The sequence below is a fragment of the Paraburkholderia bryophila genome (assembly GCF_013409255.1).
Classification (GTDB): Bacteria; Pseudomonadota; Gammaproteobacteria; order Burkholderiales; family Burkholderiaceae; genus Paraburkholderia.
Map to the genome: position 1 here is coordinate 442511 of NZ_JACCAS010000002.1, position 21973 is coordinate 464483.

The following is a 21973-nucleotide window of genomic DNA, read 5'->3' on the forward strand; positions in this document are numbered from 1 at the left end:
CGGCCCTGAAATATTGACGGGGTACGGCTGACATAGATTGACGGCCGTTCGGGATTAGCATTTGGGAATGACTTATATGCCGCACGTACTGGTGGTCGACGACGAAGAGGACATCCGGTCCTTATTGACGGGGTTTTTTCGCCGGCATGGCCACGAGGTCAGTATCGCGACCGACGGCGTCACGCTCTTCGAAATGCTCAACAGCCGGCCCATCGACCTGGTGATTCTCGACGTCATGCTGCCCGGCGAAGACGGCTTCAGCCTGTGCCGGCGTTTGCGCGCCACGTCGAAAGTGCCGGTGATCATGCTCACCGCGGTGGCCGATCACGTGGATCGCGTGGTGGGCCTCGAAATCGGCGCGGACGATTACCTGGTGAAACCGTTCGACGCGCGCGAATTGCTCGCTCGCGTCAAAGCCGTTTTGCGCCGCACGACGCAGTCCGATGTCGCGGTGGCGAGTACCGGCACGCGGCCGATGCTGTCGTTCGCCGGCTGGCGGCTCGATATTGCCCGGCGCGAATTGCGCTCCACCGACAACACGCTGATGATCCTGTCCAGCACCGAATTCGATCTGCTGCTGGCATTCGCGGAGCACCCGCAACGCGTGCTGTCGCGCGAACAGTTGCTCGATCTCGCGCACGGCGCGGCGCACGAGGTGTACGACCGCAGCATCGACGTACAGGTCGCTCGCCTGCGCCGCAAGCTCGATCTCGACGAAAAAGAGCCGCCCGTGATCCGCACGGTGCGCGGCGGCGGCTACATGTTCACCCCCACGGTGCGGCGCGGATGAAATTCAGCCTGCGGCCGCCCGATACCATCGGCTGGCGTATCGCGCTCACGGTCGGCTCCGCGATTGTCGGCGTGCTGCTGCTGAGCGTGGTGTTCAATCACTTCGCGGGCGTGTGGGCGCGGCCGTCGGTCGAGGAAACCGCGCTGCTCGGCCGCGCCAACGACATCATCCTGATGGTCGAAGCCGTACCCGACAGCTATCGTCAGCCGGTGGCCAGCGCTTCACGTATTCCGACGACCTCGGTTGACTGGTATCCGGCGAACTCGCCGACCGCAGCCGTGCTCGCCACGGCGCCCAGGACGAGCCACGCTGACGCGGAACTGACGCAGTGGTTCGCGGCGAACGGACACCCGCGCACCGTGTTGCTGTTCAGATCGGATGACGGTTTATCCGGCCGCTTGCCGCGCTATGACCGCACGCGCGACCCGCATGCGTACTTCATGGCCGCCGGACTAAGCGACGGCAGTTGGCTCGTATTCACCGCCACCCGCCGCGCGTGGGGACTGCCGCGGCCGGCACAGATCGCGATTGCGCTGGGGTTCGTGGCGCTCTCCATTCTGGCGGCCTCGGTCGTGGCCACGTATTACCTGTCGAAGCCGTTACGGCGTTTTGCCGACGACCTGCGCCGCTTCGGCGGCGATCCGCGTTCCGGTCCGGTGCGCGAAGCGGGACCGCGCGAACTGCGCGCCGCGATCGCGGCGTTCAACGCGCTGCAGGCGCAGTTGCGCAAGTTTGTCGAAGACCGTACCGCGATGCTGGCGGCCATGTCGCACGATCTGCGCACGCCGCTCACGAAAATCCGGCTGCGCGGCGAATTTATCGAAGACGACGATCAGCGCGAGCGCCTGTTCCGCGATGTCGACGATTTGCAGGCCATGGCGGATTCCGCGCTGTCTTTCTTTCGCGACGACTACAAGGACGAAGAGGCGACCGTGTTCGATTTCGCGGGCCTGCTGCGCACCATCGCCGACGATTACAGCGATCAGGGCAAGCCGGTTTTCTACGCCGGCCCTGAGCGTTTCGCATTCAGCGGACGGCCGTTTTCATTCCGACGCGCGTGTGCGAACCTGGTCGACAATGCGTTGAAATACGGCAACCGCGCGGAACTGGAGCTTAAATGTTCGGCCACGCAGATCCACCTGAAAGTGATCGATCACGGCCCGGGCATTCCGTCGTATGCGCTCGAAAAAGTGTTCGCGCCGTTTTACCGCCTCGAACAGTCGCGCAACCGCTCGACGGGCGGCATGGGTTTGGGGCTGACGTCGGCGCGTGCGGTGATTCAGGCACATGGCGGCGATATTTCGCTGAACAACCGGCAAGGCGGCGGCTTGGAGGTCAACGTGACGTTGCCCGCCATGTCTTGAGCGATTGACTGCCGTACGATGTACGGCGCGCGGGGCGCTGGGCCGCCCTCCACAACGCCCCCGCGCCCCGCTCACCGCTACGACAGGTGATGCACCTCCTGCAGCCCGAACACCGGCGTCGCAATCCCCTCCATGCGCGCTTTGAGTTGCAACGACAGATACTGCGAGTAATGACGCGACTGATGCAGGTTGCCGCCGTGAAACCATAGCGCCTGCTGCTGCGTGGGCTTCCACATGTTGCGCTGCTCGCCCTCCCATGGCCCCGGGTCTTTCGTCGTGTTCGAACCGAGTCCCCATACCTTGCCCACCTTGTCGGCGACCTCGCGCGAAATCAGGTCGGCGGCCCAGCCGTTCATCGAGCCATAACCCGTTGCGTACACCACGACATCCGCTTCGAGTTCGCTGCCGTCGCTCAGCAACACCGAATGCTCTTTCAGCTCGACCACGTCCACGCCGCTCTTCAGCTTGATCTTGCCGTCGGCCACCAGTTGCGACGCGCCGACGTCGATGTAATAGCCCGAGCCGCGCCGCAGATACTTCATGAAGAGGCCGGATTCGTCGTCGCCGAAATCGAGCATGAAACCGCTTTTTTCCAGCTTGGCGTAAAACTCGGCGTCGCGCTCGCGGATCGCGTTGAACACCGGAATCTGGAACTCGTGAAGAATCGCGTACGGGATCGACGCGAAGGTCAGATCGGCCTTCGCGGTCGTCATGCCGGCCGCGACCGCGCGCTCCGAATACAGATCGCCGAGCGCGAATTCCATCAGCGAATCCGACTTGACGATATGGGTCGACGAACGCTGCACCATCGTCACATCGACGCCCGCTTCCCAGAGCGCGGCGCAAATGTCGTGCGACGAATTGTTCGCGCCGATCACCACGACCTTCTTGCCGCGATAGTTGTCCGGACCGGGATGCTGCGACGAGTGGTGCTGTTCGCCCTTGAACACGCCCATGCCCTTGAACTTCGGCAGATTCGGCTTGCCCGACATGCCGGTCGCGAGCACCAGTTGCTTCGGGTGCAACACGATCGTGCGGTCGCCGCGCTCGACCTCCACCGTCCATACGCCCTTGGCTTCGTCGTACACGGCGGACTTGCAGGTCGTGCCGCCCCAGTAGTTCAGCTCCATCACATTCGTGTACATCTCGAGCCAGTCGCCGATCTTGTCTTTCGGCGTGAAGACCGGCCAGTTGTCCGGAAACGGCAGGTAGGGCATATGGTCGTACCAGACCGGATCGTGCAGGCAAAGCGTCTTGTAGCGCTTGCGCCAGGCGTCGCCCGGCCGCTCGTTTTTATCGATGATGATGGTCGGCACGCCCAGTTGCCGCAGCCGCGCGCCGAGCCCGATACCGCCCTGCCCGCCGCCGACAACCAGGCAATACGGCTGCGTGGAGGTGCCGAGCGCGTCGAGTTCGGCCTCGCGATTTTCCTTCCAGCTCGTGCGGTTCTGGCGCGCGCCGTGTTCGGCGCCCATCGGCCGCTTCGCGCCCTTCGGCTCTTCGTGGCCTTTGAGTTCGGCCATGGTGGTCAGCAGGGTCCAGATGCGGCCGCCCTTCAAACGAATGAAGCCGCTGCCGCGCGCCGCCTCCGTTTCGAACGTGATCCAGCCTTGCGTGACGCCATTCGCGTCGGTGGCGGGTTCAGGCTCCGCGAGCTTGAAATTCGACGGTTTGATCGCGCCGAGTTGCGCGCTCAACATGTCGGAGATCTGCTCGCGGCCTTCCAGGGTTTTGATATTCCAGGTAAACGCGACCAGATCGCGCCAGTAGCAATCGGGCTGGAACAGCTCGACGGCGGCCGCGACGTCGCCGCGTTTCAGCGCGCCTTCCAGCGTCTCCAGCACGCCGGATATCGTAGGTTTGACGTTATTTTCAGGCATGGTTGCTCCTCCATACAGAACGGATGATCGAACTTCGATGGGAAACGCGGGTTCTACGCCCGCTAATGGAATCGGTGCAGCGCGGCTAACACTTGTGCGGCGGTTTGATGCCCAGCCGCGCAATGCGCCGGTACAAGGTCGCGCGCGAAATACCCAGCGCCTGCGCGGCCAGTTCGGTGCGCCACTTCGCGTCGCTCATCGCGGCGACGATGCGGCTGCGTTCGAGCGCGTCGTCGTCGGACAGGGGCGGCGTGGCCTGCGCTGCGGTCTGCGATGCCGTTTCGCGCGGCGTCTGCGCCGGCCGTCTTGCCGTGCGCGCGAGCAAAGGCGGACGCACCCGCGCATACAGCGGCGAGCCGGTGTCGTTCAGTCTTAGCGAGACGAGACCGCGCGCCGCCTTCGCGTCGAACAGGCGCTCGGCCGGTATATCGAACAACGCCGTCACATGGCGCGGCAATTGATTGAGCGCCGGCACGCATTCGCGCGCGCGCCGGTTCGCGGCGATCGCGTTGCCGCAGGCGTCGACGGCAATCAGGATTTCCGGTTGCGCTTCCACGTAATGGCGATTGCGGTGCGCGAGCAGCACCCAGCAGTCAGTTGCGGCGTTGAGGAAATACGCGTCTTCGATCAGCAACGCGCTCTGCCGCACGATATGGTTGACGAGTCGCTGGCTCTCGCGTTCGTCGGGTGAACGCACCGCGGATGCATCCAGCACGCCGAGCAGTTCGCCATGCAAGCCGAAGATCGGCGACGCGCTGCAGGTCAGCGTCGTGAACGCGGCACGAAAATGATCCATGCGATGCACGGTGATCGGCTCGGCGTCGAGCAGCACGCTGGCCACGCCACAGGTGCCCTCCTCGCTTTCCGACCAGCACGAACCGAGATACAGGCCCGCGCGCTTGAAATCGTGACGGCGCTCGCGGTCGACGCGGTAGTCGATCGTCACGCCTTGCGCGTCGGTCAGCATCACGCAGTAATCGGCTTCGCGCACCATTTCATGCAGCCGCGACAAACACTGTCCGGACGCACGCAGAAACGATTCCTCGCGATGCTGGACATCGCGCAATTCGGGTACGGTGAGCACGCGCGGCCCGACGGTTGCGCCCGGATCGAGGTGATATTGCTCGAGCGAACGCCGGTAAGAGGACGCCAGCCGCGCACCGTCCACGCCGGGACGCACCATGCGCCCTTCGATGACGTTGCACACGCGGTCGATATGTCGGGTTGACGGAACGTACGGCATCGCGAGTCTCCGGCGAATTCAGCGCTTGTCGGGTGCTGGAGGCATTGTGCGCCACCTGAGGCGCCGCATCGTCTCCAAAGCTGAAACGTATGGGACGATTTTTAGCACGCGTGCCGCAGGAGATCACACCGCAGTGCACCATGGGTGTCGGTGAGAATTTTTTCTCAGGCTCCGCATCGGTTCAGCGGAAGGGATCGGTCTTGACGGCACAGGTCCCGTCCGCGCACTCGGGAACGGCACGCACGCCGAGCCATCTCGAGATGCGCATGCGGTTGCGGGCGAACCCGCGATACAGCGCCTTGAAAGCCGGACGCATCACTGTGACGCGCAACGGTGCGATCATCCAGCCCCGTCCGACCAGCGTGTAGGCGGCGATGAAACTGTCGATTCCCACCACACATTCCCCGCCTGCGGTCCACCCGTGCAACTGACGGTTCAGATCCGCCAACTCGACGCCGAGCGGCGCCGGATCGAAACCCGGCTGCGCGATATCGACGAAGCCCAACCGGGCGTGCCGATCCCATTGACGCAGGCGGCTCCACTCGGCAACGCAAAGCGGACAGTTACCGTCGATGTAAAGCGTGAGTTCAGGACGCGTCATGATCGATTCTCCTTCCGTAGATTCCGTTTATTCCGTTGTTTCTGTTAGAACAGAAATTAGACCGGCGCGATCACTTCGAGACGTCCACGGATATCTGGGAACTGTTCAAGCTGATCGTCGAGGGGCGCCGGCAGCGCGAGATCGATCCAACGCTCACGATGCTGAAAGACAGCCTGGACAGCCCAGAAATGGCGCAGGAAAGCCGCGACACCGAGCAGCGCATTCGCGACACGCTGCAGTTTCTCGAAACCTTGACCACATGGTCCGACGAGATGCTGCGCATGAAACCCGAAACGCTGATGAAGACGCTCGGCATGGGCGCAAAGCTCAGTCGCACGATGAGACGGACAAAGAGCTAGCACGATGGCGCGGACGATCGGATCGTCCGTTTTTTTGCCCTGTTATTTCTGTCTGTACAGAAATAACAGTAATTAAGAGAATGAAAATGAGTCAAACGCTGACGTTCGCTTGCCCGACCATCGCACCGCGCAGCATGAACATCCTGGTCTGCGGCGCGGAAGGTTTCATCGGCCGTGCGCTGTGCGACGCGCTCGTGCGCGGCGGGCATCGGGTGCGCAAAGGCGTGCGGCACGCCAGGCACGACGACGAAGTCGCGATCGACTACACCGCCGATCTCGACCCGTCGGTCTGGCTGCCCAGGCTGCGCGATATCGACGTGGTGATCAACGCGGTCGGCATTCTGGTCGAACGCGGCGATCAGACCTTCGACCGGATCCATCGGTGCGCACCGGTCGCGCTGTTCGAGGCGGCGTCGAACGCAGGCGTCCGGCACATCGTGCAGGTCTCCGCGCTCGGCGCGCAGGACGGCGAGACGGCCTACTTCACCAGCAAGCGCGCCGCCGACACTTATCTGCTGTCGCTGCCCGTCGCGCATCATGTGCTTCGGCCGGCGCTGGTGTATGGACCGTGCGGGTCATCGGCGCGCTTTTTTCGCAGCGTCGCGAGCTTGCCGGTTCATCCGCTGCCGGCGGGCGGTCATCAATTGTTGCGGCCGATTCATCTCGACGAACTCGCCGAAGTCGTCGTGCGCCTGGTCGAGGGCAGCGCCACGGACCACCCTGTGCTCGATCTGGTCGGCGGCACGCAACTCGAGTATCGACACATGCTGGCGACCTATCGCGCGTCGATGGGACTGCCGCCCGCCAGAAGCATCGGCATTCCCGCTGCGGCGCTCGGCTTGAGCGCGGCGCTGCTCGATCGCGTGCCTCACTCCATGCTCACTCGCGACACGTGGCGCATGTTGCAATCGGGCAGCACCGCGCCGGTCGCAACGACCGCCAGGCTGTTGGGTCGCGAGCCGGCCGGGATCGAAACGTTCGTCACCCCGGCCGACGCGCTGCCGTTGCGCCACGAAGCGCTAGCCGCGTGGCGCCCGGCCGTGTTGCGTGGCGCGCTGGCCATCACTTGGATCTGGACGGCGCTGTGCAGTGCGCTCATCTATCCGCAGGCGGGCAGTCTCGCTCTGCTCGCCCATGTGCATCTGCACGGCGGCGTCGCCATCGCCGCGCTCTATCTCGCGTCGGCGCTGGATCTGGCCTTCGGCGTGGCCACGCTGGTCCGTCCCGGACGACGGCTCTGGGCGATGCAGGGCGGACTGATCGCCGCGTACTCGCTCGCGATTGCGATCGCCATGCCCGAATTTCTCTGGCATCCGTTCGGCCCGCTGCTGAAGAACCTGCCGATCCTCGCGCTCCTGTTCATTCTGTTTAGCGAAGAAGCACAACCATGAACCTCTATCTCGCGATCAAGACCTTGCACATCATGTCGTCGGTGCTGCTGGTGGGCACCGGCTTCGGAACGGCGTTCTATCTATTCTTTGCGAACCGCACGCGCTGCGTCCCCGCCATCGCGACGGTGTCGCGGCTGGTGGTGCGGGCCGATCTCTGGTTCACCACGCCGGCCGTCGTGTTTCAGCCGCTGTCCGGTATGTGGCTCGCGCACACGGCCGGCTGGCCGTGGAGCACACCCTGGATCGTCGCGGCCATCGGCCTGTATCTGGTAGCAGGCGTCTGCTGGCTGCCGGTCGTCTGGCTCCAACTGGAGATGGCAAAGATCGCCGCCAGCGCGAACACGAGCGGCGTGGCCGCATTGCCTCAGCAGTACTGGCGCTATGCACGCTACTGGGAATGGCTGGGCTATCCCGCGTTCGTGGCAATGGTGGCGGTCTACTGGCTGATGGTATTCAAGCCCGCGTTGTGAGCGATTAGCGCCCTCGCTCCGATCAATCGACTCTACCGGCGAAATCGTCGACAATCGCGGCTCGGCCGTCGCGTGACGGCACACCGCTGCCGCACACACCGAGACGATCGACCTCATGCCCGCACTGCCCGAGAACCTTGGACTCGCTACCGATCTCCTGCTACATGCCGAAACCGGCAGCGTGGAAACGACGGATCGCTACGTGGTGGTTCGCACACCTCAGGCGCCGGACTACTTTTTCGGCAACATGCTCGTGCTGCGCGAGCGGCCTTCGGCAAGCAATATCGACCGGCTGGAGGACGACTTCGCGCGGCTCGTCGGCGTCCCGCCGTCGATCGCGCATCGCACGTTTACGTGGTCTGAAAACGATGCGGGCGCCGTGGATCTCGCTGCGTTTGTCGAGCGCGGTTACGACGCCACACTGTGCCGCGTGCTGACGGCGACGCCCGATCGAATCCGCCCGACTGTCGCCCGCACGAACCTTGAAGTCCGCGCATTCCACTCGCAGCGTGACTGGGACGATTGGGCCGCCATGCAACTCGCGAATATGCCGGACCCAGCCGACCCCACTACGCTGCGCTACATGGCGCAGCAGCAGATCGCCCATAAAAACCTCATCGCCCGCGGCCTCGGTGCGTGGTGGGGGGCGTTTATCGACGGCGAGCAGGTGGGTAGTCTCGGGCTGTTCTTTTTCGGCCGTATCGGACGTTTTCAGGCGGTCGTGACCAGCGAGCAGCATCGCAACAAAGGGATCTGCAAAACGCTGGTCAGCGAGGTTATTCGCGCGACGGCCGGTTCGGCCGATCATCTCGTGATGGTTGCGGACGAGAGCTATCACGCCGGAAAAATCTACGAGTCGCTCGGCTTCGCGCAGCACGGCCGACTCGGTAGCGTGTGCCGCGAGCCTGAGCCGGTTTGAAGCTCCTTCGCCCGACGCGCGCGAAGTCCCGGCGAAATCAGGCGCTGGGACCGACTTGCGCCAGCTTGTTGTGCAATTCCAGCGTCAACGCTTCAATGCGTTCGCTCATCTGCTTGGTCAGCGCGGTGAGCTGCGTGTTCTGCTCGAGCAACGCCACCAGTTGCTCGGTCTGCCGCGCGGCCAGCGCCTGACGCTGCTCGCTCGCCGTGGCGATATCCTCACGATGCCGCGCGTCGGCATCCGCATGAACTTTGTCGCGATCCGCCTGGCGCGTTTGCGCGAGCAGGATCAGCGGCGCGGCGTACGCAGCCTGCAAACTGAAGGCGAGATTCAGCAGGATAAACGGGTAGACGTCGAACTTCGTCCAGCCCAGTATGTTCACGACAATCCACACCGCCACGATCAAGGTCTGCGCAATCAGAAACGTCGGCGTGCCGAAGAATCGCGCGAAGGCTTCCGCCTTCAGCGCGAACCAGTCGTCGCCGAATACCGACGTGAGATGAACATGCGGCAGATGGAATCGATAGTGATGATTGCCCTGCGCGTTGGATTGCGGGGGCTTCTCGTGTTTCGCGTCGCTCATGATGGGTGTCCGTTGACTGAAGGGATAAGGTCCATACCGGCTGCGGGCATTGGCGCGATTTTGCGTCTACTGTGCGGCTGCTCTGCGTCGATTTTGTGTCTACGCTTGTCGCGACCGACTATACCGGCCTGACCTATCGATCCTCTTACACGGCAAGCCGCGTGCTGCCCGGCGCGGCATCTCCCGTTTTGAGCCTGCCCAAAAAAGTAAACTTGCACGCCGGGCTTGCCGGCCTATGCTGTTCGACGGGACAACGCCGTTCCCGAGGAGCGCTTCATGCCGACGCTATTTTCCTATCCCGACCTGTTCGGCGTAGCAGACAACAATCCGTTCGGCCTGAAAGTTTTCGCATTCATGCGTTTGTGCGGGATGGACTTCGAACATCGCCATATCCTGGACACTAGCCTCGCGCCGCGTGGCCAACTGCCTTATCTCGCCGATGGCGACGTGACGATCGGCGACAGCGACGGCATCATTCTCTACCTGACGGAAAAGTACGATTTACGCATCGACAACGCATTGTCGCCGGGACAACGGAATCTCGATTTCCTGGTCCGCCGGACGCTCGACGACCTGTACTGGCCCATGAGTTTTTCGCGCTGGCGCGACGAGCGTTTCTGGCCGTCGTTCCGCGAGGCCATTCTCACAACGCACGCCGATGTCACCGCGAGCGACCTCGAAGCGGCGCGTGAATACAACCGGTTGCGGTATCACTATCAAGGCATCGGCCGTTATGAGCCGGACCAGATCTATGCAAGAGGTATTGACGATCTGCGCGTCGTAGCGGACCTGCTCGGCACTGACGGGTTTGTTTTTGGACCTCGCCCTACCAGCGTCGACGCTGCGATCTATGGCTTCGTCGCGAACATCTACTATTACGACATCGACACGCCGTTAAAACGGTACGTGCTATCGCGGCCCGCACTCGTTCGACACTGCGAAGCCATTCATGCGCGGATCGACTCGGCGCGCGGCGGCCGCCAGACGGCTAACGACACGACGACCACCCCAATCTGACTTTCACGGAGTCTCTCTTTGCACGAACTTCATATCGAAACGTTGCAGGTCGGCGCGCTGCGCATGCGTGTCGCCAGTCAGGGCAGCGGCCCGCTTGTGCTGCTATGCCACGGGTTTCCCGAGTCGTGGTCCGCGTGGCGGCATCAATTGGCAGCGCTCGCCGCCGCGGGTTTTCGCGCGGTCGCACCGGACATGCGGGGTTACGGCGGCACCGATGCCCCGCCCGACGCCGAGGCGTACACCCTGCTGCATCTCGTCGGCGATATGGTCGAGCTGGTGAATGTTCTCGGTGAGCGCGAGGCGGTGATTGTGGGTCACGACTGGGGTGCGCCGGTCGCCTGGCATGCGGCGATGCTGCGGCCGGACCTGTTCCGCGCGGTGGTGGGTATGAGCGTGCCGTTTTATCCCCCTGCGCGGGACGATTTGCTGACGGCGTTGGAACGGCAAGGCGTGCGCACCTTCTACATGCAGTACTTCCAGACGCCCGGGGTGGCCGAAGCCGAATTTGAGGCGGATCCCGAAGCCGCCCTTCGGCGCGTGACCTTCAGCATGTCGGGCGATGGGCCCGATCGTATCGTAGCCGGGATATTGGCCCCAGGCGCGGGATTTCTCGACAACACGGTCGACCCTGAGACGCTGCCGGCGTGGCTCGATCGCGAAGAGATCGCTTATGTAGCGGGCGAGTTTGCGCGCACCGGTTTTCGCGGCGGCCTGAACTGGTATCGCGCGATTCGGCGCACGTCGGAATTAATGGCTGCGTGGCGCGGCTGCGTGATCCGGCAGCCTTCGCTGTTCGTGGCCGGCGCGAAAGACGACGTGCTCAAGTTTCCGGGCGCACGAGCCCGCGTCGACCATCTTGCGAGCGTGCTGCCTGGCCTGCGCGGCTGCCATATTCTCGACGGCGCGGGCCATTGGATTCAGCGCGAGCGCGCAGCGGAAGTGAGCGATCTGCTCGTGGCGTTTCTGAAGGGTTTGTAGATTCGCGGGCGAGTTGCGGGGGGTGAGTCGCGCGTTGTGAGTCGCGGGTCGCGGGTCGCGGCAACGATTCACGTTGCCGCGCAACCGCAACCGCCCACTTCACTCAACGCCGCGCTCGTCAGTCGGCGAAATAATCCAGACCCAGCGCGCTCTTCACCTCGGACAGCGTGGCGCCGGCCACTTCCCGCGCGCGCATCGTGCCGCTGCGCAGCATGGCCATCACTTCACCACGGTCCGCTTCCATCTCGCGACGGCGTGCGGCGATCGGCGCCAGCATGGCTTGCAGGCGCTCGTTGAGCGCGCGCTTGACGACGCTGTCACCCAGTCCGCCGCGGCGATAGTGAGCCTTGAGTTCGTCGACCTTCGCGACGTCGGGTTCGAACGCGTCGAGGAACGAGAACACCACGTTGCCTTCAACCTGGCCCGGATCGCTAACGCGCAGATGGTTCGGGTCCGTGTACATGTTGTTCACGGCCTTCGTGATTTCGTCGGGCGTTGCGCCGAGCGGAATCGAGTTGCCGAGCGATTTGCTCATCTTCGCCTTGCCGTCGATACCCGGCAGCCGCGTCACGTTCGAGAGCACCGCTTCGCACTCCACCAGCACCTGGCGCTCGACCGTGTTGTTGAAGCGTCGCACCAGTTCGTTGGTCTGCTCGATCATCGGCAACTGGTCGTCGCCGACCGGCACCTGAGTGGCCTTGAACGCGGTGATGTCCGCGGCCTGACTGACCGGGTAAGTGAGGAAGCCAGCCGGAATATCCCGCTCGAAACCGCGCAAAACGATTTCCTGCTTGATGGTCGGATTGCGTTCGAGGCGCGCGACCGTTACGAGGTTCAGCAGGTATTGCGTCAGCTCGGCGAGTTCAGGCACCTGCGACTGGATGAAGATGGTCGACTTCGCCGGGTCGATGCCGACCGCGAGATAGTCGAGTGCGACTTCAATGACGTTTTCCGTGACCTTCTGATGCCGGCCGACGTTGTCGGTCATGGCCTGCGTGTCGGCCAGCAGCAGAAATTGCTGCGCTTCGTGCTGCAATTGCACGCGGGCGCGCAACGAGCCGATGTAGTGGCCGAGATGCAGCGGGCCGGTCGTGCGGTCGCCGGTGAGAATGATGCGTTGCTTAGCTGTTTGGGTTTCTTGTGACATGATCCGAGTGTTCCGTGTTGATCGACACGACCAGTATCTAGCGCGCCAAAACGACGATGCCGCCAGACTGGCGGCATCGTCGTTTTCAATGTGTGTTCGGAAACGGGCCGCCTCGTTCAGGCGCGCCACCAGCGCTTCAATTGCAGCGGGATCCATGTCGTTTCCATCGCGCGAGTATACCGTCGCTTGCGCCGATGTGCCACCCGGGCATGAATCCGGGTGGGTTTTGCCGGGCTCCGCCGGCTTTTCCCGACGTACCTCGCCTAACCGTGGTGAATGTCCGTGAGCATGGTGCGCACGCCGAACGTCATCATCGCCAGAAAAACGAGCAACGCCAGATAATAAAACGCGTAGCTGAACTTGACCGAGGCCGGCAACGCGTAATACCGCACGTTCTGCGGATCGGCGGCGTCGTAGTGCCAGGCGCGCTTCAACTGCGGCAACGCCAGAATCGCCATGATCACCAGCAGCGGACTCGGGCGGTACAGGAACAGCGCGAGCAGCACCGGTACGCCGGCAAACCAGATGCGCGGCGACAGCACCGCCGTGATGCGGCCGCCGTCGAACGGCGATAACGGAATCAGGTTGAAGAGGTTCAGAAAGAACCCGGCATACGAGAGCGCCAGCAGCAGATTGCTGTCCGTCCGACGCGCAATGAAATAGCAGGCCAGCGCCGCCAGCGTGCCCGCAAACGGACCCGCGAGTCCGACATAGGCTTCGGTCTCCGCGTCGTGCGGCAGTTCCTTGAGCTGGATCCACGCGCCGACGAACGGCACGAACGTCGGCAAACCGACGTCGAGGCCGCGCTGCTTCGCGGCAACGTAGTGCCCAGCTTCGTGCACGAACAGCAGCGCGACGAAGCCGGCGGCAAATGGCCAGCCGTAGAACGCGGCATAGACGGCGATGGTCAACAGCATCGAGCCGGTCGTCGTCAGCACCTTGCCGAGCTTCACGCCACCCAGCAACAGGATCAGCAGTTTGCTCATTGCGTGCGCCTCATCGGGGCTCCTGCCGGTCTGTCGTGACCGCCGCCACCGGCCGCGCGGGCACGCGTTTTTTGAAGCGCCGCCTGATCGCGGCAGCGGCAAACGGCAACGCCACGCCGATCTTGGCGAACTTGGCGACGAACGCGAGGAACACGGCCAGTAGCCCGAGTTTTTTCGCCGCGACGCCGACAACCAGCGCGGCAAGACCGTATTCGGCGACGTGATCGGTCGTCTTGTCGAAATCCGCGTAGTGCTTGCCGTTATCGAAGTCGATGTCGGCCAGCAATCCGTCCGCGATGATTTTGCTCTGATTGAACGCGGCAAGGTGCGAGGCGACGCCTAACAGCAGGTGGCCGTCGCGGCCCAGCGCCACCGTCTCGTAGTTGACGTACCGATGCGCGTCGTCGTCGGGTTCGCCCTGCTTGTGAGAGATTGTCGCCCACATCACGCGGTGCATCGTCGTGTCGTACGTGGGCGGCTGCGCCCAACCTTCGACGTCCAATTCCGGAACGCCGTGCGACTTGCGGACCGGATTCGATTGCGCCTGAAGGACCCGCATTCTGTGAAGCAGGTCGTCCGCCTTCCAGTTTTGTGCGTCGTCGTCGCGCACATAGCCTTCTTTGGCGAACGAGAGAACCGCGCCCCAGCCCCCCTCGTCCCGAGCGGGAAATACCATGCCGACCAGCACCTTCTCGTTGACCGCTTGCCCGTAGGCTTGCATCACGCGCGCCGCCGCCTCGGCGGGAAGGAATACATCGCCCGCCGGCAGCGAAAATGTGGCTTCGTCGGATATCTTGATGCTGCGCGGACCCGCGAGCGCCGACTTCTCGACAATCGCCTTGATTGTCGCCATGGTGGCCTGGTACTGCCCGCTTTGCGCCCATGCTAATGAAGACGTCAACAACACGGCAATAGACAGCGCGCATTTCAGGAATATTTTCACACAGCCCCCGCTCGAAAATTTTAATTCTTATGTGCTCGCCTAATGAACCTATTGATCTTCTATTCGGCGAATCTGACTGGTTTTCTACAGCACTCCGCTAACGAACTACTTTCAGTTCGTTGAATTCGCAACAGATATTAGGCCGGGGCGACGAGAACATTCGTTCGTTACTGCACGTAATCATTCACGCGACGCGTTGGCTATTGCCCGATTCCGCAGTCGTCGTCAAGCCGGCAGGGACAATTCACCACGCCGCAATTGCGATGAAAGCTTGTCTCCGTAGAATCCGGCCGCGACAGCAATACAACCAATAAATCAACTATCCTGAGAGCACGAAGAATTAATGAAAATTGTCAAATATCTCCTTTTGCCGACGCTTGGCGTCTTGTCGAGCCTGGCTCACGCACAAAGCAGCGTGACGCTGTACGGATCGATTGACGAAGGATTCGAATACATCAGCAATCTGGGCGGCCATTCGGACTATGCGATGGTGAGTAACACCCAGCAACTGGGCAGCCGTTGGGGTATTAAAGGCACCGAAGATCTGGGCGGTGGCGTCAACGCAGTCTTTCAACTCGAAAACGGTTTTAGCCTCAATAACGGCAGCGCTTTGCCGAATGGACAGATGTTCGGCCGCCAGGCGTATGTGGGGATCGGCTCGAACCAGTTCGGTACGGTGACGCTCGGACGGCAGTACGACTCGGTGGTCGATTATGTTGCGCCGTTGGCGGCGGTGGGAAGCTGGGGCGGTACGTTGTTCTCGCATCCGTTCGATGCTGACAACCTCAACGAAACCATCCGCATCAACAACTCGGTGAAGTACACCAGCGCCGACTACGCGGGATTGCAGTTTGGCGGCTTGTATGGCTTCAGCAACCAGGCGGGTGCGTTCGCGGATAACCGGGCGTGGAGCGTGGGTACGCGATATCAGAACGGCCCGTTGTCGGTCGCTGCGGCGTATATGAATATCGACGGCGCTAGCGCCACGACGACCGGCGCCGTCGTTGCGTCGCCCTATCTGTCGGCGCAACAGCGCGTTGCGGGCGTCGGTGCGAACTATACGATCGGACCGGCCGTGCTTGGTCTGGTCTACACGCATACCGACATCGTCGACCGGCCGACCGTCCCCAGCAGCACGGTCAAGTTCGACAACGTCGAGTTCAACACCAAGGTCAATATCACGGCGGCGTGGTATCTGGCCGCCATGTACGTCTACACGCGCGAATCGGTCTCTTCCTCGGGTAGCCACAACAATCCGCACCGCAATGAGGTCGGTCTGATGGCGGACTATCGACTGTCGAAGCGCACCGACGTCTATGTGCAAGGTGTGTACGAGAAAGCCTCCGGGCAAGATGTTTTCGGCAGTATCGGCGACCTCAGCGAGTCGTCGGGTCAAAACCAGAGCGTCGCTCGCGTAGGCATCCGCACTTCGTTCTGATTTGCCGACACGATAACGAGTCGGACATAGGCGCGAATCCGAGCGGTTCGCGTCTGGCGGCCTGGCTGGACGGTGCCCAACACCGCCAGCCAGGCCGCGTCATTTGGCGCTCCGATGTAAGTCGACCTCACTGCACGTGTTCAAACCCGTTGACGCCGCGCATTGCAAACGCCCGTGGCGTCACGCCGAATCGGCTATGAAACAGCGTGATAAACGCCGACGTCGACTCATACCCCAGCGACGCCGCCACGCTAGACACCGCCTCGCCTCTCTCCAGCAACGGCAACGCCGCGAGCAGACGAACCGCCTGCCGCCACTCGGTGAACGACAAGCCCGTGTCGCTGCGGAACACTCTCGATAGCGTGCGACGGGTCGCGCCCACATAACGCCCCCACTCGTCGAGACTACGCGGATCGCCTGGATTAGCGTGCAACGCGCGCGCGAGTTTCAGAAGCCGCGGATCCGTCGGCATAGGCACGACCAGGGGCGCCGGACGCAAGCGCCTGATGCGGTCCGCGAGCAGGCACACCAACGCGCCGTCCGGACCATGCGGATCGTAATGCACGGGCAATTCGGAAGTCGCCAGCACCAGTTCGCGTAGCAGTGGCGTCATGCAAAGCAGCGTGCACTCGCTCGCGAGGTCGGCGCCCGTCAAACTGTCGTCGAGATACAGGCTATGAAACGCCACGCATTCGCGCGTGACCACCGTATGCGCGACGTGCGGCGGAATCAGCATCGCGTAGTGCGGCGGTAGCAGATGGTGACCGTGCGGCGTGCTCACCTCCAGCACGCCGGCCGTTGCGTACATGAACTGCGCCCACGCGTGACTGTGCGCGCTCACCGTGCCATTGCCCGGTATCGCGAAAGCACGCACGAAAAGCGGTCGCGGCAGCGCGGTCATCGGCGGCACCAGGTATTCGTCTTTCGTTTTTCCCGCGAGCAGCATAACGTGTCCCCCCAGCGCAATTCCACACAGGAGGCGGATGATAACGTGACGCTCCTTTATCAGCACCGGAGAAGTCGAATGAGCACGCACAAGGCCGCGACACGCAAAACCACGATAGATATCCGCGCACTCAAAGGCGCGGGACGTCTGGTTTCTCTCACCGCGTATTCCGCGCCGATGGCGAAGCTGGTGGATCCGTACGTGGACGTGATCGTGGTCGGCGATTCGGTCGGGATGGTGCTGTACGGCATGCCGAGCACGCTGGGCGTGACACTGGACATGATGATCGCGCACGGCAAAGCGGTCGTGCGCGCGTCGGGCAGCGCGTGCGTGGTGATCGATCTGCCGTTCGCGACGTATCAGGAGTCGCCCGCCCAGGCATTTCGCTCCGCCGCTCGCCTGCTCGCCGAAACGGATGCGCAAGCGGTCAAGCTCGAAGGCGGCGTCGAAATGGCCGAGACGGTGCGCTTTTTGTGCGAACGCGGTGTGCCGGTGATGGCGCATATAGGCCTGATGCCTCAGCAGGCGAACGCCATGGGCGGCTTCAAGGCGCAAGGTATCGACGAGCGCTCCGCCCAACGGATCTTCGACGCGGCGTTAGCCATGGAACAGGCCGGCGCATTCTGCGTCGTGATCGAAGGCACGGCCGAAGCGTTGGCGAAGCGCATCACCGAAGTACTGCAAGTGCCGACGATCGGCATTGGCGCGTCGCCGGCGTGCGACGGGCAGGTGCTGGTGGCCGAAGACATGCTCGGCGCGTTTAGCGCCTACACGCCCCGCTTCGTCAAGCAATACGCGGAGACGAACGCCGTGATGGAAGATGCGATCAGGCAGTATGCTGATGAGGTTCGTAGCGGTGCGTTTCCTGAGTCGAAGCATTGCTTCGCGTATGGGAAGCCGCTGGCGATTTCTGGCAATGATGTACTTCGCACGGCAGCCACATTGCCCGTGTGATCGATGAGGTGCGGTGAAGGCCGGGGCCGACGTTAATTGTTTCCAGCGGGATATCGGACCGATCATTCGTTCCGGACGGCCCCATCGCCGTATCTGTACGGTATCAACGAAGCTATCGCGCCGGCCCAGAGGATCAACCCCGCGCAAAACGGACCTGAAGAACTCGCGGGTCCCGCATCCGTCAGATGGGGGTAGACAAGCGCCACCAGCATCAAGGCAATTCCAATCACGTAACGTGCCTTCGACTTGAAGACAACCCCGACAGGAATGAAATGCGCGCCGATCGTAAAGATCACGAACGGCATTATCCAGATGCTTTGGTTCAGTTTCGTAAGCACGGACGCCCCGACGATAATGATCGCCCACTGAGCCGCGTTGATGATGTTAAAGGCTCGCGATTGCCTGAGCCTGCGCGGTGTGCCTTGATTAGCACGATAGGCGGATCTATTACGCCGGAACTGGGCAGACGAGAGCAGAAGAAGACCGACGCCCGCCGCTACGATGATCAGCAGGACGCCAAGCGCTGCACCGTACACCTGCAGGCACCATAAAACCAGCCAGGCCGCGCCGAATACGGTGAAGAAGATCGCACCGATCGCACGGCTTGCGCGCACCTCCGATTGCTGCGAGGTCTGATCGGTGGCGAGATGCTGGACAGCGCTCATATACCGCCTATGCATTTAGGTAGGTCACTAACAGAAAGCATCTGTAAGCCGATGAAGAACCGTTCCGTTCTTATTCACATCGAAAGCCGGCTGATTGTACACATCACCCGTATTCCGGCGCATTCCTTTACAGGAGCTTATTACCTAATTCTTGCGCGCGGAAAAGTCACCTTGCCGAACCTAAATCGCATGTAAGGACAAATCCACCGAAAGAAAAATAAGAAGCCCCTCCTGGACATGGTCCCCGCGTCGGAAGGCAGCGCTTATCAGGAGTACGTGCTCACAGCGAAAGGACGCGTATTGGACCCGGACGACACGATCGTGCGAATGCCGCCGGACCCGCCCAGAAGAAAGCGCCCACGGCGGCACGGGCCCATGCGCTTTGCATGGCGCTCTCGACGGGCGCCTTCTATGCCTTTCTCCCGGATGCGTCTTGGGTCGCGCAAGCAGCGTTCGATGTGTCTCCGGCAACATTCGGCTTCTACATGGGCACTATCACCGCCGGGTTCAAAGTCGGCGGCACTGCTTTGTCTGATGCTGCTTTCTTCTCCGATTGCGCTGCTCGCTCCGTTATATGTGCGTGTCCTGGATACACACGAAACACATTGATGGACGGACAGCGACACGTGGCTCTCTGTGGTGAGTCATTGACTCATTCGTCAAGCGTCGTCTAATGCGCGCTTATGTTTAATCTATTTGGCATCGTCTTTATCGCCGATATCGGTCGATGCAATTAGACGCGTCATTGCGCTGGAAGCCATTTCTTCTGGCCATCGATAGAAGCGCTAAAGCGCATTGAATTCGATGCCTGCGTCGATCGTCATGTCACGTTACGCCGAGTGGGAACAGTGTCCTGTTCTCTCGTGACACGCGACACACGCAACGCGAACGCATGCCGTTCAACCCGTCTTGAACCCGCGCCGTAGCGACGCCCCGCCTCGTCGCGACGACGAAGTGCCAATTGGCACGTTCTCTGCAGTTACACGCCTCGCATTCACCTCAGCGGCACTAACCAACACAGAGAGGCAGGGCGATGGAAAAGAACTTCGCAGGGACTGCGGTTACCGCAATAGCGTTGTGCGCGGCTGCAGCATTCGGCATGGCTGCAAGCGGAGCGGCCATGGCAGATTCGACGGTGCCGAGCGCCGGGCTGACATTGGGCGTCGGCGCGGGCGTGACGCCTGGCTCGATTGCGTTGGGCGTCGTCGGCGGTGGCACGGCCACGGCTAACGACGTCACGGTGACGGTGGGTGGCGCGGGCGGTGTCGCGATCAATTTCGGCAACCAGCCGCTTGCTCCGTTGACGGGCTTGCTTGGGACGGTGACGGGGGCGTTGTCGGGGGCTGCTGGAGGTGATCCGCTCGCGCCGGTGACGGGCGTTATCGGGACTGTCACGGGTGCGTTGTCGGGTGCGGCCGGTAGCAATCCGCTGGCACCGGTAACGGGTGCAATCAATTCGGTGACGGGTGCACTTTCCGGCGCTGCTGGAGGTGATCCTCTCGCGCCGGTAACGGGCGCCATCGGGACTGTCACGGGTGCGTTATCGGGCGCAGCGGGTAGCAATCCGCTGGCACCGGTAACGGGTGCAATCAACACGGTAACGGGTGCACTTTCCGGCGCTGCTGGAGGCGATCCGCTCGCGCCAGTAACGGGCGCTATCGGGACTGTCACGGGTGCATTGTCGGGCGCGGCGGGCAGCAATCCGCTGGCACCGGTGACGGGTGCAATCAACTCGGTGACGGGTGCACTTTCCGGCGCTGCTGGTGGTGATCCTCTCGCGCCAGTAACGGGCGCTATCGGGACTGTCACGAGTGCATTGTCGGGCGCGGCGGGCAGCAATCCGCTGGCACCGGTGACGGGCGCAATCAACTCGGTGACCGGTGCACTTTCCGGCGCTGCTGGTGGTGATCCTCTCGCGCCAGTAACCGGCGCGATCGGGACTGTCACGAGCGCGTTGTCTGGCGCAGCCGGTAGCGACCCTCTGGCACCGGTGACCGGTGCAATCAACTCAGTGACGGGTGCATTGTCGGGAGCAGCCGGAAGCGATCCGCTCGCTCCGGTGAGTGGTGCAGTCACCTCAGCGACGGGTGCACTAACCGGCGCAATCGACTCCGGCACAGGCAGTCTGTCGAACACGATCAACTTGACCACCGGCGTACTCACCACGGCTGTCGATTCGACCACCGCCAACGTGGCGAACAGCGTCAATGGAACGACAGCCGTCGTCGCTAACGTAGTGGACTCTGGAGCGAGCACGGTGTCGACCGCCGTTAATTCATTGACCGGCATCGTCACGGGCGCAGCGGGCAGCAATCCGTTGGCACCTGTCACGGGCGCGGTGAACTCTGTGACGAGCACGCTCGCTGGTGCTGCTGGGAGCAATCCGCTGGCTCCTGTTACGGGCGTAGTCAACTCCGTGACGAGTACGCTCGCTGGTGCGGCAGGAAGCGATCCGTTGGCTCCCGTCACGGGCGTAGTCAACTCCGTGACAAGCACGCTCACCGGTGCAGCTGGAAGCAATCCGCTGGCTCCCGTCACGGGCGTAGTCAACTCCGTGACCAGCACGCTCGCTGGTGCCGCAGGAAACAATCCGCTGGCTCCCGTCACAGGCGTAGTCAACTCCGTGACGAGCACGCTCACCGGTGCAGCCGGAACCAACCCGCTAGCCCCCATCACCGGCGTAGTCAACTCCGTGACCAGCACCCTCGCCGGCGCCGCAGGCAGCAACCCGATCGCCCCCGTAACAAGCGCCCTCAACTCGGCGACCGCGCCGATCAGCGGAGTGGTCAACAGCGTGACGAGCACCCTCGCCAGCGCCAACCCGATCGTGCCGATCACCAGCGCGCTCAGCACGGTCACGGGGACCGCCGGCTCGTTGACGGGCACCTTGTCGGGTATCGCGAAGAGCAATCCGATCGTGCCGCTGGCCACCACGGTGACAACCGCGCTCGGCAACACGCTCGCCTCGACGACCGGCATTACCGCGTCGGTCACGGGCCTCGTCAATGCGGGTGTCGGTGTATCCAGCAGTGTCGTCAATGCCGGTGCAGGCGCAGCGGCGACGACAAGCGGTTCGACAAGCTCGGCGGCATCGGGCCTGCTCGCACCCGCAACCGGTCTGGTCGCCGGGCTGACCTCAGCCGCTTCGCACACGGGCAGCGGCACGACCGCGCTCGCACCGGTGACGAACCTGCTCAGCTCCGTAACCGGCGCATTGCCCAAGTAAGCGGGCGGCACTTTCAAAGCGGGGCAGGCTTCGTTCTCCTGCAAGAGGATGAAGCGGATGAAGCCGGCCCCGC

Annotated in this window: 19 protein-coding genes and 2 pseudogenes; 12 read left to right on the forward strand and 9 right to left on the reverse strand. The window is 62.7% G+C overall.

Translation table 11 applies throughout. The features are described from left to right. The first annotated feature begins 67 nt into the window (after positions 1-67). The gene (locus GGD40_RS23265; RefSeq protein ID WP_218901286.1) at positions 68-790 is read left to right on the forward strand and encodes a response regulator; all 723 of its coding nucleotides are present in this window, start codon (positions 68-70) and stop codon (positions 788-790) included. Continuing rightward, a complete protein-coding gene (locus GGD40_RS23270) occupies positions 787-2154 on the forward strand; it encodes a sensor histidine kinase (protein WP_179745235.1) in 1368 nt (455 codons plus the stop codon). The genes GGD40_RS23265 and GGD40_RS23270 overlap by 4 nt, the downstream gene beginning before the upstream one ends. Before the next feature lie 77 nt (positions 2155-2231). On the opposite strand, the gene GGD40_RS23275 is transcribed toward GGD40_RS23270, so the two are convergent. From GGD40_RS23275 to GGD40_RS23285, 3 genes are all read right to left on the reverse strand, one after another. Further along, positions 2232-4034, reverse strand: a complete 1803-nt coding sequence (locus GGD40_RS23275; protein WP_179745236.1) for an NAD(P)/FAD-dependent oxidoreductase — start codon at positions 4032-4034, stop codon at positions 2232-2234. 85 nt (positions 4035-4119) lie between these two features. Beyond that, on the reverse strand, positions 4120-5277 hold the full coding sequence (locus tag GGD40_RS23280) for a sigma-54-dependent Fis family transcriptional regulator (RefSeq protein ID WP_179712676.1): 1158 nt from the start codon (positions 5275-5277) through the stop codon (positions 4120-4122). A gap of 181 nt (positions 5278-5458) precedes the next feature. Continuing rightward, positions 5459-5878, reverse strand: a complete 420-nt coding sequence (locus GGD40_RS23285) for a thiol-disulfide oxidoreductase DCC family protein (RefSeq protein ID WP_179712674.1) — start codon at positions 5876-5878, stop codon at positions 5459-5461. A gap of 59 nt (positions 5879-5937) precedes the next feature. Between GGD40_RS23285 and GGD40_RS23290 the strand changes: the two are divergent. The 4 genes and pseudogenes from GGD40_RS23290 to GGD40_RS23305 all read left to right on the forward strand — a co-directional run. Then, positions 5938-6237: pseudogene (locus GGD40_RS23290) on the forward strand (GbsR/MarR family transcriptional regulator); the annotation flags it as partial. Between the two features lie 86 nt (positions 6238-6323). Then, positions 6324-7628 (forward strand): SDR family oxidoreductase, encoded by a 1305-nt coding sequence (locus tag GGD40_RS23295; protein ID WP_445013583.1) that lies wholly within the window; start codon positions 6324-6326, stop codon positions 7626-7628. Next, on the forward strand, positions 7625-8098 hold the full coding sequence (locus GGD40_RS23300) for a DUF2269 family protein (RefSeq protein WP_179712672.1): 474 nt from the start codon (positions 7625-7627) through the stop codon (positions 8096-8098). Before GGD40_RS23295 ends, GGD40_RS23300 begins: the two co-directional genes overlap by 4 nt. A gap of 115 nt (positions 8099-8213) precedes the next feature. Beyond that, a complete protein-coding gene (locus tag GGD40_RS23305) occupies positions 8214-9017 on the forward strand; it encodes a GNAT family N-acetyltransferase (RefSeq protein WP_179745237.1) in 804 nt (267 codons plus the stop codon). A gap of 37 nt (positions 9018-9054) precedes the next feature. Here GGD40_RS23305 and GGD40_RS23310 read toward each other — a convergent pair whose 3' ends face one another. After that, complete coding sequence (locus tag GGD40_RS23310) at positions 9055-9600, reverse strand: DUF1003 domain-containing protein (RefSeq protein WP_179712668.1); 546 nt, start codon at positions 9598-9600, stop codon at positions 9055-9057. A gap of 276 nt (positions 9601-9876) precedes the next feature. Between GGD40_RS23310 and GGD40_RS23315 the strand changes: the two genes are divergently transcribed. Next, positions 9877-10617 (forward strand): glutathione S-transferase C-terminal domain-containing protein, encoded by a 741-nt coding sequence (locus GGD40_RS23315; RefSeq protein WP_179745238.1) that lies wholly within the window; start codon positions 9877-9879, stop codon positions 10615-10617. Positions 10618-10635: 18 nt separating this feature from the next. Further along, entirely contained in the window at positions 10636-11595 is a 960-nt protein-coding gene (locus tag GGD40_RS23320; protein WP_257030558.1) for an alpha/beta fold hydrolase, read from the forward strand. Between the two features lie 118 nt (positions 11596-11713). Here GGD40_RS23320 and trpS read toward each other — a convergent pair whose 3' ends face one another. The 3 genes from trpS to GGD40_RS23335 all read right to left on the reverse strand — a co-directional run bounded on the left by trpS (position 11714) and on the right by GGD40_RS23335 (position 14581). Further along, the gene (gene trpS / locus GGD40_RS23325) at positions 11714-12742 is read right to left on the reverse strand and encodes a tryptophan--tRNA ligase (protein ID WP_179712664.1); all 1029 of its coding nucleotides are present in this window, start codon (positions 12740-12742) and stop codon (positions 11714-11716) included. A 263-nt stretch (positions 12743-13005) separates the two neighbouring features. After that, the gene (locus GGD40_RS23330; RefSeq protein WP_179712662.1) at positions 13006-13728 is read right to left on the reverse strand and encodes a site-2 protease family protein; all 723 of its coding nucleotides are present in this window, start codon (positions 13726-13728) and stop codon (positions 13006-13008) included. 10 nt (positions 13729-13738) lie between these two features. Then, entirely contained in the window at positions 13739-14581 is an 843-nt protein-coding gene (locus tag GGD40_RS23335; RefSeq protein ID WP_179745239.1) for a DUF2167 domain-containing protein, read from the reverse strand. Between the two features lie 433 nt (positions 14582-15014). Between GGD40_RS23335 and GGD40_RS23340 the strand changes: the two genes are divergently transcribed. Further along, entirely contained in the window at positions 15015-16109 is a 1095-nt protein-coding gene (locus tag GGD40_RS23340) for a porin (RefSeq protein ID WP_179712658.1), read from the forward strand. A gap of 127 nt (positions 16110-16236) precedes the next feature. On the opposite strand, the gene GGD40_RS23345 is transcribed toward GGD40_RS23340, so the two are convergent. Beyond that, the gene (locus tag GGD40_RS23345; protein WP_179745240.1) at positions 16237-17055 is read right to left on the reverse strand and encodes an AraC family transcriptional regulator; all 819 of its coding nucleotides are present in this window, start codon (positions 17053-17055) and stop codon (positions 16237-16239) included. A 78-nt stretch (positions 17056-17133) separates the two neighbouring features. On the opposite strand from GGD40_RS23345, the gene panB reads away from it, so the two are divergent. Further along, positions 17134-18009, forward strand: a complete 876-nt coding sequence (gene panB, locus GGD40_RS23350; RefSeq protein WP_179745241.1) for a 3-methyl-2-oxobutanoate hydroxymethyltransferase — start codon at positions 17134-17136, stop codon at positions 18007-18009. Between the two features lie 62 nt (positions 18010-18071). Here the strand turns inward: panB and GGD40_RS23355 are convergent, their stop codons facing one another. Further along, positions 18072-18674, reverse strand: a complete 603-nt coding sequence (locus GGD40_RS23355) for a hypothetical protein (protein ID WP_179745242.1) — start codon at positions 18672-18674, stop codon at positions 18072-18074. A 228-nt stretch (positions 18675-18902) separates the two neighbouring features. Here GGD40_RS23355 and GGD40_RS37395 point away from each other — a divergent pair. Further along, positions 18903-19001 (forward strand): annotated as a pseudogene (locus tag GGD40_RS37395) (winged helix-turn-helix transcriptional regulator); the annotation flags it as partial. 793 nt (positions 19002-19794) lie between these two features. Beyond that, positions 19795-21900 carry a beta strand repeat-containing protein gene (locus tag GGD40_RS23360; protein WP_257030559.1) on the forward strand — a complete coding sequence of 702 codons (2106 nt, stop codon included), beginning with the start codon at positions 19795-19797 and terminating at the stop codon, positions 21898-21900. The last annotated feature ends 73 nt before the right edge of the window (positions 21901-21973 follow it).

Excerpts from the sequence above, each read along its gene's own strand:
- GGD40_RS23330 (WP_179712662.1), bottom strand. The coding sequence starts at position 13,728 with ATGAGCAAACTGCTGATCCTGTTGCTGGGTGGCGTGAAGCTCGGCAAG.
- GGD40_RS23360 (WP_257030559.1), top strand. The coding sequence starts at position 19,795 with ATGGCAGATTCGACGGTGCCGAGCGCCGGGCTGACATTGGGCGTCGGC.
- GGD40_RS23355 (WP_179745242.1), bottom strand. The coding sequence starts at position 18,674 with ATGAGCGCTGTCCAGCATCTCGCCACCGATCAGACCTCGCAGCAATCG.
- GGD40_RS23275 (WP_179745236.1), bottom strand. The coding sequence starts at position 4,034 with ATGCCTGAAAATAACGTCAAACCTACGATATCCGGCGTGCTGGAGACG.
- GGD40_RS23305 (WP_179745237.1), top strand. The coding sequence starts at position 8,214 with ATGCCCGCACTGCCCGAGAACCTTGGACTCGCTACCGATCTCCTGCTA.
- GGD40_RS23265 (WP_218901286.1), top strand. The coding sequence starts at position 68 with ATGACTTATATGCCGCACGTACTGGTGGTCGACGACGAAGAGGACATC.
- GGD40_RS23280 (WP_179712676.1), bottom strand. The coding sequence starts at position 5,277 with ATGCCGTACGTTCCGTCAACCCGACATATCGACCGCGTGTGCAACGTC.
- GGD40_RS23315 (WP_179745238.1), top strand. The coding sequence starts at position 9,877 with ATGCCGACGCTATTTTCCTATCCCGACCTGTTCGGCGTAGCAGACAAC.
- GGD40_RS23295 (WP_445013583.1), top strand. The coding sequence starts at position 6,324 with ATGAGTCAAACGCTGACGTTCGCTTGCCCGACCATCGCACCGCGCAGC.
- GGD40_RS23300 (WP_179712672.1), top strand. The coding sequence starts at position 7,625 with ATGAACCTCTATCTCGCGATCAAGACCTTGCACATCATGTCGTCGGTG.
- GGD40_RS23270 (WP_179745235.1), top strand. The coding sequence starts at position 787 with ATGAAATTCAGCCTGCGGCCGCCCGATACCATCGGCTGGCGTATCGCG.
- GGD40_RS23335 (WP_179745239.1), bottom strand. The coding sequence starts at position 14,581 with ATGGCGACAATCAAGGCGATTGTCGAGAAGTCGGCGCTCGCGGGTCCG.
- GGD40_RS23345 (WP_179745240.1), bottom strand. The coding sequence starts at position 17,055 with ATGCTGCTCGCGGGAAAAACGAAAGACGAATACCTGGTGCCGCCGATG.
- panB (WP_179745241.1), top strand. The coding sequence starts at position 17,134 with ATGAGCACGCACAAGGCCGCGACACGCAAAACCACGATAGATATCCGC.
- GGD40_RS23310 (WP_179712668.1), bottom strand. The coding sequence starts at position 9,600 with ATGAGCGACGCGAAACACGAGAAGCCCCCGCAATCCAACGCGCAGGGC.
- GGD40_RS23285 (WP_179712674.1), bottom strand. The coding sequence starts at position 5,878 with ATGACGCGTCCTGAACTCACGCTTTACATCGACGGTAACTGTCCGCTT.
- trpS (WP_179712664.1), bottom strand. The coding sequence starts at position 12,742 with ATGTCACAAGAAACCCAAACAGCTAAGCAACGCATCATTCTCACCGGC.
- GGD40_RS23340 (WP_179712658.1), top strand. The coding sequence starts at position 15,015 with ATGAAAATTGTCAAATATCTCCTTTTGCCGACGCTTGGCGTCTTGTCG.